Origin of the sequence: Methylibium sp., from assembly GCF_013817365.1 — a bacterium.
Lineage (GTDB): Bacteria > Pseudomonadota > Gammaproteobacteria > Burkholderiales > Burkholderiaceae_C > Methylibium.
This window is the reverse complement of the sequence record NZ_JACDCU010000054.1, coordinates 1-14,232: the sequence shown is the minus strand read 5'-3', so window position 1 is coordinate 14,232 and position 14,232 is coordinate 1. Positions and strand designations below refer to the sequence as shown.

Here is a 14,232-nt window from a genome sequence, read left to right as displayed (position 1 = left end):
GCGGGGGACTTGATCAGCATTGCCTTAAGGCATTCGATTCCTTCGAGCACTTCGTCAAGGCCAGCGAAGAGTCAAACGACTTCGAGGCGATTTCGGCCATTCGTCTGGTCGGCACCTACCAGAACGACCTTCCCGCGCTCATGCAACGCGTTCGTGCGGCTCATGTGAACGATGCCGGCAAGGCACACGTCATCCTGAGCACCGCTCATCGTGCCAAAGGCCTGGAGTTCGCGCAGGTGCAGCTGGCTTCGGACTTTCCGGAACTACTCGGCGAAGACGGCAGACCGCGCATAGAACCGCGGTCGCGCTTCCTCCAGGAGGTCAATCTGCAGTACGTTGCGATGACGCGTGCCGTTTCGGCCATTGCGCTTGGTCCGCAGCTCGAGCAGCTGTTTGGCATCGACTCATCGAAGCGGGCCATTCCCCCTGCTGTGCCACGAGATGCCCATCCCGTCTTAAAAGTGACCGCCCAGCTGCAACCATTGCGTGAGCCCGCGGGGCAGTCGACGTCGCGCAAACGCGCTGTCACGGCGACAAACCCTGCCCTTCGCACGTCGATTGCAGTGGAGGTCGTCCCCGCATCAGCTGGCGCTCCGCTTGCCTTTTCGGCGCCGCGTTGGACCGATCTTGAGCGCCGTGTCGTAGAGATGCTTGCGTCCTATGGCCCGACGACATCCAAACACATCGCGAGTAGCCTGAATGTGCCGGCGGACGAGATGCTCCGCGTCGCCGCCGGGATGGTTTCGGATGGCAAACTTTTCCGCGGGTTCTTTCATCAGACTGACGGCGCTGTGCTCGAACTTGCCGCCAAGCTTTGAGACGATCGCTCTGGGGGCGTCGGGCTTGAACTCACACGCAGCGCATCCTGCGCTCGTCACTGTCGCGGTCCGTCTGACTATTTCGTAGTCTTGACGATCAAGGAACTGTCGTTAATCGGGTGACCCGATGCTCGGACGGCTCGCGTTGTGCGAGTCCGGAGTCGGTCTGTGGGACGAGTTCTTCGTCTGAGTCGAATAAGGCATCGCTGAACAAGCTGCTGCATTCGGTCTTCCAGAAGTTACAGCGCACGAGACGAGCCGTTTGGAGCCGCTTTCGCTGGCTCTGCGCGAAAGGGATGCAGGTTCGCACGCGCTCTGACGCGTTTCGGGCCGATCGCCTATTCCAGCTCTTCCACAAACCTCGGCCTGCGATACCAGCGTATTAAATCCAGCTCACCCGTCACGACCGGCGCCCCATCGAGCCGCGTGATGCCGCGCAGCCCGACCCCGAACGCCCTGAACCCGAGCTTGGGCCACCCCTCGCTGTAGTCGAGCCGGTCGTGGTGGTGCCCGTGGAACAGTGCCCTCACCCTCATCGCCCGCGCCAGGTCATCGATGAGCGCGAAGCCGTTCGGGTGGCAGGCCGGCGCTTCGTGCGTGACGAGCACGTCGGCCTCCATCGCCGCCAGTTCGGCCACCACTTCTGGATAGATGCTCGACCAGTGTCGAAGCGGCGGACCGTCGCGCCAGCGGTCCCAGGGCCCCGTCGCGTTCAGGTGGGCCTCGTGGTTATTGAATCTGGCATCGCCCGGCGGATACCAGACCCTTTCGCGGAACACGCCCCCGAGCCCCGCGACCCTCGTCCCGTCCGGAAGCGTCGCCACCCGGCCGTGCAGATTTCGGTCGGCCATCCCGCTGTCCCAGACGTTGCGGAAGCCTTCCTCGCTGTCGGTGTCGTGGTTGCCGTGGATGAACCACGTCCGGTCCGCGATGGGTCCGAGTTCAAGATGCAGCGGCCTCGTGGGTTGCAGGTCGCCGAGAAGGACGACGGCGCAGGCCTTCAGTTGCTGCGCGGCGCGCACGATGTGCCCGAACTGGCCGTGCGGGTCACCGCAGAACAACACGGGGCCGCTCAAGGCCTGCACTCCTCGATGCGCCGCACGAACGTCTGCGTCACGTCGGTCGCCCGCTCGCGAACGGTGGCACGCAGCCATGCATGCCATACGTATAGGCCCTCCACGTTGCAACCCTCCGGCCCGCAGACCTCGTAGACCCGACCGGACCGGGTCAGGGCCTGCCGGCGCATGGCATCCAAGGCCTGCAGCGGCGAGCTCACCCGCCCTTCCCCGGCCGCGTCGTGCCAGCCGACCAGGTGGTCACCGTTGTCGAGCTCGAACACCTGCCAGCACTTCAGCCGGACGAGCGGCTGCTGGTCGATGTCGGGAGCTGCCCAGCAGCCGCCGATGAGGCCGACGAGCTTGAAGTCGGATGGTTCGTGCATTGGCAACCAGTGGGTGGTCGGTACTCTTGCTTCGTGAATTCGCTCAGTGCGTCAGCGCGTCGCTGGGCAGCCCGAGGTCGTCCCAGAGGTCGGCTTGGCAGATGACTTGACGGTTCTCCACGATGGCGCTGGCCGCGGCCTTCTCGACCGTGCGCGCCATCTGCCGCGGACTCAGGTGTGCCAGCAGGTAGTGGCACTTGCGGTCGAAGCGCAGTCGTTCGTTCAGGCCCATGCGTTGCAGTGCCGACTCGACGACCCGCCGGGCGGTCTCGACCGCTTCCCGCGGCTCGGGCGGCTCAATGACGAACACCTCGAAGCGGCTCAGGATGGACGGCTCGATGCCGCGAACGCTGTTGGCCGTGGCGATGTAAGTCACCAAGCTGGCGTCGAACTCGATGTCGACCGAGTTGTCGACACAGCGGCACGCGGTCACCTGCTCCAGCACGCCGTGCAGTTGCGAAAGCGCACTGCGGGCCTCCGTGAAGGAGTCGACCGCGGCCTTGTCAAGCTCGTCGAGCAGGACGACCGGGTTGGCGTGCTGGCCTAGGCACAGCAGTTCGAACAGCAGCCCGGTCGAGGAGTTGCTCCAGTGCTTGTCGCTGCCGCGGAGCTGATTGCCGGCGCTCGGCTGGTCGAAGCTGACGACGGCATGCGGCACGCCGAGCAACTGTGCGATCTGCTGGCTGAAGTGGGTCTTGCCGACGCCCGGTGGCCCGAGCAGCAGCATCGGCGGGATGCGCACCGGCCGGGGCGCGGCCTCGGCCAGCGCGAGCGCGTGGGTCAGCAGCCGCAGCGGCGCGCGGAAGTGCGGCATCTCCTGCCCGAGCGACTCGAGCTTTGCGCGGGCGGCGTCACCGTGGGTGTAGCGGCGGTCCGGGCCACGCTTCACCAGCAACTCGACCAGCGACTGGAGACGCTCGGTGACGCCCGAATCGGCGCTGCGAAGCCGGCGCTCGGTGAGGAAGCCGCCGCCGCACAGGGCGTCGAACTGCAGCAGGACGCGGTGCTGACCGGCCGCAGCGACCTCGCCCCAGCTGTCACGCCAACCGGGCGCGGCCTTGGGCTGGGAGACTTCTTTTGTCAGGGGTGCCAGTGCGGCGGTGGGCGTCGGCTTGCGCTCGGCACGGCTTTCTGATTGTTCGACCACCAAGGCGTCGACCACCGCCATCGGCAGCGCTAAGGACACCCGGTTGTCGAGAAACCAGCGTTCGTAGCCGGGCGGCAGGTTTGAGGTGGCGAGAGAGCTTTCAGTCATCACTGCGTACCCTGGTTGGCGCGAGCATCGGTGGACCACGAGCGAGTCACGGCAAGGTGAACGGACTGCCGCAGGCGCGAGTCGGCTTCTTCATCCGCTGCGGGCACAAGCAGGGAGCGCACGGCCCGGGCCAGCGCCGGCTCATGGCGCTCGACGAGGTCGCAGGCCGGCAGCGCGCGCAAGCGGGTCAGGAAATGCGGCTCCAGGTCCGGACCTTCGCGGGGCAGATCCCAGCCGACGTGCGGGTCGGCCAGCTTGCCGATGTCGAACAGCAGCGCTGCCAGCGTCGCGGTATCGCGCTCGGGTTCGCTGGGATGCCAGGCGGCGTAGGCCAGCTCCGCCGCGTGGACGCTCTGCTTGAAGAGGCCGCCCGGCGCGGCGTGATGGTCGGCGGCGGCGGCGCGGCGGAAGAAGCGCAGCTGGGTGTGGCCGCCGGACAGAACCGACATGAAGAGGGCCTGTGCGCCCGGTGATAGGCGAGCGAGCACAACACGCAGGCGCTGCACGACCGCCGGCTGGTCGCAGGGCACGCTCGCAAGCCATGCAGCGTGGCTCAGCGGCGAGGCGGCCTGGACTGCTCGCACATGGACGCCGAATTCATCGCGTTGAAGTTGCAGCGCCAGCCAGCTTCCCTCCCGCACATCGAGCAGCACGTCGCGGTTGCCGCGCACCTGCAGCGGACCGACGGAGGTCTGGACCGAGCAAGCGAGCTGGCCGGCCCAGCTGAGCTTGCAGCGGTCGATGCGACCGAGCAGCGCGAAGGAGCGATGCGGCGGGTGCAGGCTGGCGATGTCGATGGGGGCGGTGGCGTTGGTCATGGTCGCTATGGGTCAAAACGGTGCTTAAAGGCGGGCGAGGCCCGCCCGGCGGGAACGCCCGCGGGGAGTTGGCACTGGATGGCTCACTTCAGACGGCGCAGCTTGGCGTAGCAGGCCCGGCGGAATCTGAGCACTTCGGGCGGCATGCCATTGCGACCGAAGCGGGTGCCGCACAGGCCCTCAAGCCAGAACCTGAGTGCAACCACCGCCTCGTGACGCTTGCGAACGAGCAAGTCCTTGAGTAATGCGATGACTTCGAAGGCCTGGCGGCCGTCGTACTGCAGGACGTAGGCTTGGCGGTTTTCGCCGGGGGTGCGCTGCGTCTCGTTGATGTGGCCGCGGATGCCGAATCCATCGAGGAAGTGCTGGAGGACTTCGCGGTTGTTCTGGCTGATGCTGAAGCGCAGGCGGTAGGTGGGGTTGCGCGGGCGGGTGGTCGAATAAATCTGGTGAGCAATGTGGATGCAACCTTCTCCGTCGGCGAAGCCGGCGGCCCAGGCGGGTGAGAAGTCCGGAAGAGCAGGACTGCGAGTCGATGCGGCGGAGGCCATGTATTGACGATCTAAGTTGCGATATGTCGAGTATATTTGACATTACTACTTTTGTCAAGGGTAGGAGCGACGTTTGCTTATCTAAAATGCTCAGTCGTCGAACAGATTCGACGGCCTCGGAGACTCCGTTCCATGATTCGCTTCAGACTCAGAGAAAGACTCGCGGACCACTCCTTCAAGGTGGGCAAACGGGTCACGCTCGAGCAGGTTGCCGAGGCCACGGGCATTCACCGGGCAACGCTGTCCAAAATTGCGTCCCCGAGGGGATCGAACACGACGACAGACAACCTGGACAAGCTGTGCAGGTTTTTCGAGTGTTCGTTGGCGGAGTTGGCGGAGTACGTACCGGACAAGCTGCCGCAGACCGCGGCGCCCGAAGGCCAACGAGCCTAATGTGGCCAATTGACAATCGTGACCTTCGACTCGGACTGACGGTGCTGGCCTTCAGACCCCAAAGGCGACTGACTGCAGCCCCTCAGGTTCGGCGGTCGAAGGACAGCTATCGCCGAGTCCAGACGTTGACCCCTTGTCAGGTCGGCAGTCCGCTGTTCCTCCGGACCGCCGTTCGCCGGCGGCCGCATGGACCATCGTCAATCGGCTCCCGCACAAGACCGGCCAGCGACGGGTCTCGCCAATGAATGGCGGGCGGCCTCACTTGAAATCCCGGCTCACCGTCGATGCCGCCAGCCGGCCCAGCAATGGCGTCATGTCCGCGAGCCGCCGCGCGATCAGGTTCTTCACGTCGCCTTCGCGCTGCCAGGTCCCGTACACGGCCAGCAGCCGCGACCCGAGCAGAACCTTCCGCTGCTGCTCGCGCAGGCTCTTCCACACGATGACCTGCACGACGCCGGTCTCGTCCTCCAGCGACACGAAGATGGTCCCGTTGGCCGTGTCGGGCTGCTGCCGCAACGTGACGATGCCGCAGTAGCGGACCATGCGCCCGTTCGGTTGCGAATCCAGTTGCTCCGCCGTCAGCAGCCGACGCTCGTTTAGCTTCGGTCGCAACAGCGCCAGCGGATGCCGGCGCAGTGTGAGCCCGAGTGCGGCGTAGTCGAAAACGATCTCCTCGCCCTCGGGCGCCGGCGGCAGTTCCAGGAGGTCTTCATCCACCGGCGCGTCGCGCAGCAGCAGCGGCGTTGAACGCAAAGCCGCGGCGTCCCAGACCTGCTGGCGTCGGTGGCCCGACAGGCTCATCAAGGCATCCGCTGCAGCAAGCAGCTTCATCTCGTGCTGCTCCAGGCCCGCGCGCCGCGCCAGGTCCTCCGCGCTGTCGAAGACCCGCTCTCCTCGCGCGGCCACGATGCGCTCGGCCGCGCCCTTGAGCCCCGCAATGAGCCGCAGCCCGAGCCGAACAGCCGGCGGATGCGGCAGGTCCTCCAGCGTGCAATCGACCTCGCTGTGCATCACGTCGGCCGCACGCACCTCCACACCGTGGCGCTTGGCGTCCTGCACAAGCTGCGATGGCGAATAGAAACCCAGCGGCTGCGAGTTGAGCATTGCGGCCAGGAACTCGGCCGGGTGGTGGCACTTGATCCAGCAGCTCGCGTAGACGAGCAGCGCGAACGAGGCCGCATGCGACTCCGGGAAGCCGTACTCCGAGAAGCCCTTGATCTGCTCGAAGATCGCCTTGGCGAAGGTCTCGTCGTAACCCCGCTGCGTCATGCCGTCGACGATCTTCGAGTAGTACCGCTCCAGCCCGCCCTTGCGCTTCCACGCCGCCATTGCGCGCCGCAGACCGTCGGCCTCGCCGGGCGTGAAGCCGGCGGCCAGGATGGAGATCTGCATCACCTGCTCCTGGAACACCGGCACGCCCAGCGTGCGGCCGAGTGCTTCCTTCAGGGCTTCGCTCGGGTAGGTGACCGGCTCCTTGCCCTGCCGACGATTCAGATACGGATGCACCATGCCGCCGACGATAGGCCCGGGCCGCACGATGGCCACCTCGACCACCAGGTCGTAGAAGCAGCGCGGCTTCAGGCGCGGCAGCATGCTCATCTGCGCCCGGCTCTCGATCTGGAAGACCCCGACCGTGTCGGCCTTGCAGACCATGTCGTACGTCTCGGCGTCTTCGGGCGGGATGTCCTGCATCTCGAACTGGTAGCCCTTGCGCACGCCGATGAACTCCAGCGACTTGCGAATCGCGGTCAGCATGCCCAGCGCCAGGCAGTCGACCTTCAGCAGCCCCAGTGCGTCCAGGTCGTCCTTGTCCCATTCGATGACGGTGCGCTGCGGCATCGAGGCGTTCTCGATCGGCACCATGCGAGAGAGCGGCCCCTTCGTGAGCACGAAGCCGCCGGTGTGCTGGCTGAGGTGACGCGGGAAGCCCAGCAACTGCTGGGTGAGCTGCAAGAGTTGCCGCACCTGCAGGTCATCGACCGACAGACCCAGCTCCGCGAGCCGCTCGCGCTTGATCTCGCGGCCGTCCCACCACTGATGACCCTTGGCGATGGCGTCCACCGTCTCGAGCGGGAAGCCGAGCGCCTTGCCGACATCGCGGATGGCGCTCTTGGGCCGGTAGCTGATGACGACGCCGGTGATCGCCGCCCGGTCGCGGCCGTACTTCGTGTACAGGTACTGCAGCACCTCCTCGCGGCGCTCATGCTCGAAGTCGATGTCGATGTCGGGTGGCTCGTTGCGCTCGCGCGAAATGAAGCGCTCGAACAGCACCGACATGCGGGCCGGATCGACCTCGGTCACGCCGATGCAGTAGCAGACGACGCTGTTGGCAGCGCTGCCGCGGCCCTGACACAGGATGTGGCGCGAGCGCGCGAAGGCCACGATGTCGGCCACCGTCAGGAAGTAGTGCTCGTACTTCAGCTCGCAGATCAGCTCCAGCTCGTACTCGATCTGCGTCTGCACCTTCGCCGGCACGCCGTGCGGCCAGCGGCGCCCTGCCCCCTCGTAGGCAATGCGCCGAAGATAGGAGCCGGGCGTCTCGCCGACGGGCACCACCTCGTCCGGGTACTGGTAGCGCAACTCGTCCAGACTGAAGTCGCAGCGCGCAGCGACCTTCAGCGTCTCGGCGAGCAGGTCCGCCGGGGAGGTCTGTGCCAGACGCAGTCGCGTCCGCAGATGCCGCTCCGCGTTCGGCTGCAGCTCGAGCCCGCACTCGGTGAGCGGCCGGCCGACCCGGGTGGCGGTCAGCACGTCCTGCAGGGCCTTGCGCGAGCGCACATGGAAATGCACGTCGCCGGCCGCGACGAGCGGCACCGCGGTCAGCGCGCTCACCTCGCGCAGCCGGTGCAGCCACATCTCGTCGTCGAGCACCCGCAGCAGATCCACCCCCAGCCAGCAGCGACCCAGAAACTCCCCCAATAGCCACCGCGCGACGGTCTCCAGCTGCGCCGCCTCGGCCATGCGCTGCGGCGACAGGACCACGACGCAATCGGCCAGTTCCTGCCCGGTCAGGTCAGCAATGTCGAGGTGGTAGCTGCCCTTCTCCGACGAGCGGCGCAGCTTGGTGATGAACTGGGAGAGGTTGCCGTAGCCGTTCAGGTTGCAGGCCAGCACGGTGAGCACGAAGGGGGTCGTGTCCGGTCGGGTTGCCGAACCCCAGTCGACCCGGAACTGGCTGCCGATCAGCAGCTTGAGTTCATGCTCCTTGGCGGCGACATGGGCCCGGACGATGCCGGCCAGGCTGCACTCGTCGGTGATCGCCAGCGCGCGATACTCCAGCTGCTTGGCACGAGCCACCAGCTCGTCCGGCTGGCTCGCGCCGCGCAGGAAGCTGAAGTTGCTGACGCACCGCAGCTCGGCGTAGTCCGGGATGCTCGCCATGCCGTGTCCGCTCAGGCAAAAGTCCCGTGCAGGAACCAGGCGGTCTCGTCGTCGGCGAGGCGGGTCTGGAAGATCCAGAGCACGCCGGCGTGCTCGCTCAGCGCCACCCAGTAGTCGCGCGCGACGTTGCGCGTCGTCTGCAGGCCGGCCTCGACCGTGCGGTCCCACCAGCCGCCTTCGACGCGGTGCGGCCCGGCCAGCAGTTGCAGCACGCCCTGGTACAGCGGTCGATCGCCGCGCGTGGCCAGTCGCAAGGGCTCGGGCAGCACGAAGGTCGGCTGCGGGATGCCGACCGTGCGGCTGGCCTTCCTGGGTCGGGGCGTCGGCGCGGGCTGCCAGTGCGACATCCATTCGAGCCGGTGGTCCTCGAGCACGACCGGCCGCAACACCCGGTCGGGTCCCAGGCGCGCGGCGATCCGCTCCAGCACGAGCGCCAGTCCTTCGCCCGATTGCTGTGGCTCGGCCAGCAGTGATCGTGTCTTCTCCTCGAAGGCCTGCACGTCGATCGCGAGCAGCTCCAGGTCGGCCACCGGTGCGAGCAGCTGAACCTTGGCCAGGTGCTCCGCGAGGAGGCGCGTCAGGTGCTCGATGTCGCGTGTGGCCTGCGCGGTGCGAACGGTGAGTTCGCCGCCGTCGCCGGCGGACCGGGCTCGCATGGCGTCATGGCGCCAGCGCAGCGTGAAGGCGGTGACCCCGCAATGGCGGGCGGCCAGCCAGCCCGACATCTGCAGCATGAGCCGGCGTGCACCGAACAGCAGTGCCGGTGCGAGTTCCACCCGGGCCATCAGCTCCAGCCTGGCGTGGAAGCTGTCCGGCAACCTCACCCAGTCATGGGCCTCGGGCCGCAGGCCGTAGGCCTGGTCCAGCGCAGCAAGCAGTTGCGCATCGAAGCGCCGGCTCAGGCCACCGCGCGGCAGCGCGCGCACCTGCCCAAGGGTCTGGCAGCCGAGCCGCACGAGCGTTGCGCGGTGGGCCGCCACCGCGCTCAGGACGTCGATGGGCAGGCCGTCGAGCACTTGCTCCAGCGGCTTGGCGAACCCGTTGGAAATCCCCGCCCGAGCCAGCGCCACTGCCGCCAGGCCGGTCGGCGCCCAGCTGAGCTGCCGGACGCCGAGTTCGGCGCATTGCTCGCGCACGCGTTCGACCAGGCGGCGCTTGCCGCCGAACAGCCGCACGCTGGACTCGACCTCCATCGCCACGGCAGGGAGCTCGCAGAGCGGTTCGACGACGGCGACGCGGGGCGTGAACTGGAGGCACCACGTCGACAGTCCCGACAGCGCCTCAGTGCGCCGTGGCCCGTCGCAGGGGAGTCGGTCGGGGAGCAGTGCGGCCCACAACATCGGGCACCTCACGGGCATTGCGCCTGGCGATGAGCACGCTGGGTTTGCGCAGCCGCGGCGTGATGATGGATTCGAGGCCGCCGGGCACCGAGGGCAGCGTGACGATGCCTTCGTGCACCGGACCCTTGCGCTTGAGGATGTGCAGGTGCAACTCCCAGTCGATGCCGAAGCGGAGCTGCACGCGCAGCGGGGCGGCCGATGCTTCGTGCTCGGCGCTGGCCGGGCGGCACAAGAACACCGGGCCGTCACACGTCTGGGCACAGACCTGCAGCCGGCGGATCTGCTCGGGGCGGGCCTGCGGAAGCCAGGCCACCAGCAGGCCGGCGGCATTGGCCTTGATGAGCTGTTCGGTCACCCACAGGCGCTCGGCCGGTGTCTCGGTCTGAACCCAGACCAGCCGGCGTTCGTCGAGCCCGACGTACTGCAGTCCGGGCAGGTGCGGCGCCTTGGGCGGCCCGACGACGACGATGTCCCGGCCGGTGGCGACGACTCGGCGCATCGCCGGCGCGAGCAGGCGCCACTCGGCGACGGACGCCTGCGCCTGCAACACCTCGGTCAGCGAATGGCAGGGCCAGCCGGCGCCGGGCAGTTCCGCATCGAGCGCAGCGAAGCCGCTCGAGAGCACCGCAGTGACGGGCGAACCCAGCTCGGTGCCCCGCCAGAGGGCCGATGCCACGGCAGGCGGCAGTTCGCCCGGGGCGAGCATCGGTCGGGATCGGGGCGGCAGAGCCGGCGCCTCGTCGTCGCCAGCCCATTCCAGGACGGCGGCCATCGAGGCTCCAGATACTGTATGGGCATCCAGTATTGCACCGGAGCCGGTCCACCGCAAACCGGGGTGTTCTGCGGTCGGATCGGCCAACCAAGGCTAGAACAGGCTGCCGCTGCCTTCCTGGCTCGGCGGCGTCGGTTGGCTCGGGCGCGCGACGCCGCTGCGCGGGGGCCGCCTGGGCAGTGGTGCCGGTTCGCCAACGAGCGGGCCGTGCCATTGCCTGCAGTAGCGAGCCTTGGCTTCGGCCACCCCGCAGGTCAGCCAACCCTCGTAATCCTCGGGATCGAGGATCACCACCATGCGCTTCTCCTCGCCCGGCGAGTGCAAGCGCTTCATGAACGGATGGTCGTCGGCATTGACGGTCAGCAAGGCCATCGTGAAGACCAGTTCGCCCTCGACGTTGGCCCAGGTTCGGTAGATGCCGGCGATGCCCATCGGGTCGTCGTTTGCGAGACGGATGCGCCAGCGCACCGCCGACCCGCTCTCGTAGTTGGGCTCGTAGATGGCCTCGGCCGGGATGATGCAGCGATGCCCTTTGCCCCAGGCCTCCTTGTAGGTGGCCTTGCTGTCGACCGTCTCGCTGCGCGCGTTGTATGTCTGCCGCGCCCAGCCCATCCTGGTGATGAAGTCGGGAACGAACCGAAAGATGCCGTCGTCGAGAAAGCGCGTCGTCTCACCGGGCTTAAACCCGGGCGGGGCCAGCCGGATGAACGGCGCCAGGCCCATCGGGAACACGTCGTGATCGGGCTCGTCACGATGGCGCTGCACGCCGAAGAACATCAGCAACCGGTCGGCGCGGGTGACGGGGACGTAGTTGGCGCACATGCCTGCAGCGTACGTGGACGGCCGTAGCGAATGCAAGACGGGCTGCAGGGATGGGCCGTCCGGCTGGAGCGGACTTTCGCGCTCTTGGCTGGATGGCCCGTCCACATGCACGAATCATCGCCGGCTCTTGCGCCGGCCGCGGGAACGGACCGTCTGGCAGTCGCTGTGGGGTCTACGCATTGAAAAACGGTCTTGCCTCCGAGATCGGTGGTGGCTGGAAGAGCGCTTGGCACCGATGCCGTTCAGGGCCGTGCGGCCGCCCTCACCCCCAAGGTAAGCAGGACTACTCGCTGGCGGCGTTCCAGACGTGGGAGGACGACTGCCAGTCTTGCCCCCCCGATAGGCGCTGGAAGTTTTGCACGAGGATTCCCCTCATGACGGGCTTCTTGCCGTCCTTCTCAGGCAGGTTCGCGTTCCACCGGGCCACTTCGTATATCAGGTCGCCTTCACCGCCCGTGGCGATGACCTCGATGGTGTGGTTGTGCGCGCCGGCATCGAAAAAGCCTTGGAACAGTTTCTGGATCTCGGCGCGGCCCACGACGGTCTGGCCGTTGCCCGGCGACACCACTGCCTTCTCGTGATAGAGCGCGGCCAATCCGGTCGCGTCCTTGCGGTTGAAGGCAGCGTTCCACTGCACGTTTAGCTGCTCGATCGTCTGCTGCATTTCCTGCTCCATGATGGTCGTGGCCAACGCGATTTATGCCGACACATCGTTTGTGCCGTAGCGTGGCCGAGTTTGCATGCTACGCGCTGCTCGGGAAGCGGAGACCCTGACATCGGCGTGTCATATCGCGGCGACGAGCACGCCGGCGTTCTCGGTCAGCGAGCTTTCTCCGAACGGTCCAGCGGAAGCACCAACACGAGTTCGGAGCCGTGTCCGGGACCAGCACTCGCCGCACTTACGGTGCCGCCGTGAGCTCATCAAACGCTTCCCGTTCGGCTTCCCAGTACCAGTCTTCGGTGCCAAGACTCTTTGGCGCCTGAATGGCCGGAGTGGGGCTGAAATCATGGGTGTGCCGCCCCCTTTCGTGAGCGGGGCGCTGGCTGACGCGGGTCAGCTCGTTATCGACGTCGGGTGCCGGGTCCTCGGCCAAGAGCTCGATCGCGAGCCGCCTTCTCGGCCGGGACGTGCGAGCCGATATCGACCATCTTCCGGGGGGCCGACCACGCAGTTGCAGGAATCCGCCCATTGGCATGCCGAGCTCGAGGCACTCGATGTCAGCTTTTCGGAGGGCCGTTCGGGAATCCGACTGCAGCGGTGGGTCGGCAGCGCCATTTCGAGGCTGTGAGGAGCAGTCGCACGACCGGCCTTTGACGCCGACCGCCGTCGCGCCTCTCCGAACGGCAGCTTCTTAGGTTTGTCGCTTTTGTCGCGTCGGCCGGACGCAGCGCGATGGCTGCTTCCAAAGCCCGGTCAAACGACTAGAAAATCTTGGCAGGCAGCTATGGGTTGGCCGCTTGAGTTCGCTGGCCTGAGCAGCAGACATTCGGCCGTCGGACGACGCGGGCGGCGCCAGTCGCGTCCGCGTATGTATGCAGTTCGTCACACACCAAACGTTGATGTCACCAGCGCATGCGCGCCGCGACTACTGGTTTGTGGCCGAGACCGTGAGTACGACGGTCGAGGGCGACTGACTGGCACCGCTGCGTAGCGGACTCTCTCGCCATTACACTACCTAGAACTTCTACAAGCAGCTGTGCCACCGTCACAGCTCACACCGTACGCTGAGCGCGATGAAAATCCATACCTACCTGCCGGTCGAGATGTCCTCGTACCTCAGCCAGCTCGCGATTCGTCCGGGCATCACCCAAACGCGCACCAAGAACGAGTTGATCACCCTCATCCTGGCCGGATTCCTCTCGATCAAGCCTTGGGAGGCTCGAGCCTGGGTGTGGAAGCGAACGCAGGCCCACTATGTCCTGGTCGACGGGGTTCGATTGGTCAATCCCGAGTGGGTGATGCTGCATGTGCAGCTCATCGACATCGACGTCGGCGGCACGCGCCTAGAGGGCGACGAGGTCCGGCGCTCGCTTGAGGCGCTCGCGCATGACGAGGTCCCCAAGCGTTCGTCCATCGACCGGGGCATGGCCTCACTGATGTACAGCGCGTTGCTGTGGGCCACCGAAGAAATGTTCCCCCGCTCAAAATTCGGCGCGAAGAAGATCGAGAGCCCGTTCGCCTCACTGACGGCCCCTGATCTCGGACCCAAACAACGTCACCGGAAATAGGCGCCGCGGCCGGGTCGGCACTCGGCGGATTAAAGTTCGCGCCGACCATGCTCTTGACCACCACGCCGCACTGCCTCGACGCGCCCGACACTAACTCATTCCGGTGCCGCAACCCGACTTCGCCGCAGCGCCTGCGGCCTGCGTTCACAGACGGCAATACCGTCCGGGTTTTCGAGCGCGACCCTGCACGCCAGCTCCACAAACTCCGGCTGACCGTCAAGCAGACAACGGTCTCCGTGAATTCGCTTCGCCTCCCGAAGGAAGTACCGCATCGTCTCCTCAGTAAGCTCTGCCTGGGCTGGGAATGCGACGAATCGGGCCCGGCCGTCCACGCCAAACAGTTGTGACCTGTCTGCCGGCCAGGCGGCGTTGACGGCGGGACGACGGAAGCGCCGAGCGATGTCTTCGGCGG

At 66.7% G+C, this 14,232-nt stretch carries 14 protein-coding genes; 3 read left to right on the top strand and 11 right to left on the bottom strand.

The genetic code is table 11. The features are described 5' to 3' along the window. Positions 1-818 (top strand): 3'-5' exonuclease (locus tag H0W38_RS05640; protein WP_292452000.1); only part of this gene is annotated, 818 nt, incomplete at its 5' end. Positions 819-1,156: 338 nt separating this feature from the next. Here H0W38_RS05640 and H0W38_RS05635 read toward each other — a convergent pair. From H0W38_RS05635 to H0W38_RS05615, 5 genes are all read right to left on the bottom strand, one after another. Further along, positions 1,157-1,894: a metallophosphoesterase gene (locus tag H0W38_RS05635; RefSeq protein ID WP_292451998.1), complete on the bottom strand. Its 738-nt coding sequence runs from the start codon at positions 1,892-1,894 to the stop codon at positions 1,157-1,159. Next, positions 1,891-2,259 (bottom strand): hypothetical protein, encoded by a 369-nt coding sequence (locus tag H0W38_RS05630; RefSeq protein ID WP_292451997.1) that lies wholly within the window; start codon positions 2,257-2,259, stop codon positions 1,891-1,893. The genes H0W38_RS05635 and H0W38_RS05630 overlap by 4 nt, the downstream gene beginning before the upstream one ends. A gap of 43 nt (positions 2,260-2,302) precedes the next feature. Further along, entirely contained in the window at positions 2,303-3,514 is a 1,212-nt protein-coding gene (locus H0W38_RS05625) for an AAA family ATPase (RefSeq protein WP_292451995.1), read from the bottom strand. After that, a complete protein-coding gene (locus tag H0W38_RS05620) occupies positions 3,514-4,332 on the bottom strand; it encodes a hypothetical protein (protein ID WP_292451993.1) in 819 nt (272 codons plus the stop codon). Before H0W38_RS05620 ends, H0W38_RS05625 begins: the two co-directional genes overlap by 1 nt. An 83-nt stretch (positions 4,333-4,415) precedes the next feature. Continuing rightward, entirely contained in the window at positions 4,416-4,883 is a 468-nt protein-coding gene (locus H0W38_RS05615) for an LAGLIDADG family homing endonuclease (RefSeq protein WP_292451992.1), read from the bottom strand. A 132-nt stretch (positions 4,884-5,015) separates the two neighbouring features. Between H0W38_RS05615 and H0W38_RS05610 the strand changes: the two genes are divergently transcribed. Next, the gene (locus H0W38_RS05610; RefSeq protein WP_292451991.1) at positions 5,016-5,276 is read left to right on the top strand and encodes a helix-turn-helix domain-containing protein; all 261 of its coding nucleotides are present in this window, start codon (positions 5,016-5,018) and stop codon (positions 5,274-5,276) included. 258 nt (positions 5,277-5,534) lie between these two features. Here H0W38_RS05610 and H0W38_RS05605 read toward each other — a convergent pair whose 3' ends face one another. The 5 genes from H0W38_RS05605 to H0W38_RS05585 all read right to left on the bottom strand — a co-directional run bounded on the left by H0W38_RS05605 (position 5,535) and on the right by H0W38_RS05585 (position 12,282). Continuing rightward, positions 5,535-8,657: an error-prone DNA polymerase gene (locus tag H0W38_RS05605; RefSeq protein ID WP_292451990.1), complete on the bottom strand. Its 3,123-nt coding sequence runs from the start codon at positions 8,655-8,657 to the stop codon at positions 5,535-5,537. A gap of 11 nt (positions 8,658-8,668) precedes the next feature. Beyond that, positions 8,669-9,850, bottom strand: coding sequence for a DNA polymerase Y family protein (locus tag H0W38_RS05600; protein ID WP_292452001.1), 1,182 nt, complete (start codon positions 9,848-9,850; stop codon positions 8,669-8,671). 88 nt (positions 9,851-9,938) lie between these two features. Further along, a complete protein-coding gene (imuA, locus tag H0W38_RS05595) occupies positions 9,939-10,769 on the bottom strand; it encodes a translesion DNA synthesis-associated protein ImuA (RefSeq protein WP_292451989.1) in 831 nt (276 codons plus the stop codon). 93 nt (positions 10,770-10,862) lie between these two features. Next, entirely contained in the window at positions 10,863-11,591 is a 729-nt protein-coding gene (locus H0W38_RS05590) for an SOS response-associated peptidase (RefSeq protein WP_292451988.1), read from the bottom strand. A gap of 283 nt (positions 11,592-11,874) precedes the next feature. Then, positions 11,875-12,282, bottom strand: coding sequence for a nuclear transport factor 2 family protein (locus H0W38_RS05585; RefSeq protein WP_292451987.1), 408 nt, complete (start codon positions 12,280-12,282; stop codon positions 11,875-11,877). Between the two features lie 1,043 nt (positions 12,283-13,325). Here H0W38_RS05585 and H0W38_RS05580 point away from each other — a divergent pair. After that, on the top strand, positions 13,326-13,820 hold the full coding sequence (locus H0W38_RS05580; protein ID WP_292451986.1) for a hypothetical protein: 495 nt from the start codon (positions 13,326-13,328) through the stop codon (positions 13,818-13,820). Between the two features lie 95 nt (positions 13,821-13,915). Here the strand turns inward: H0W38_RS05580 and H0W38_RS05575 are convergent. Next, positions 13,916-14,232 (bottom strand): hypothetical protein (locus H0W38_RS05575; protein WP_292451985.1); only part of this gene is annotated, 317 nt, incomplete at its 5' end.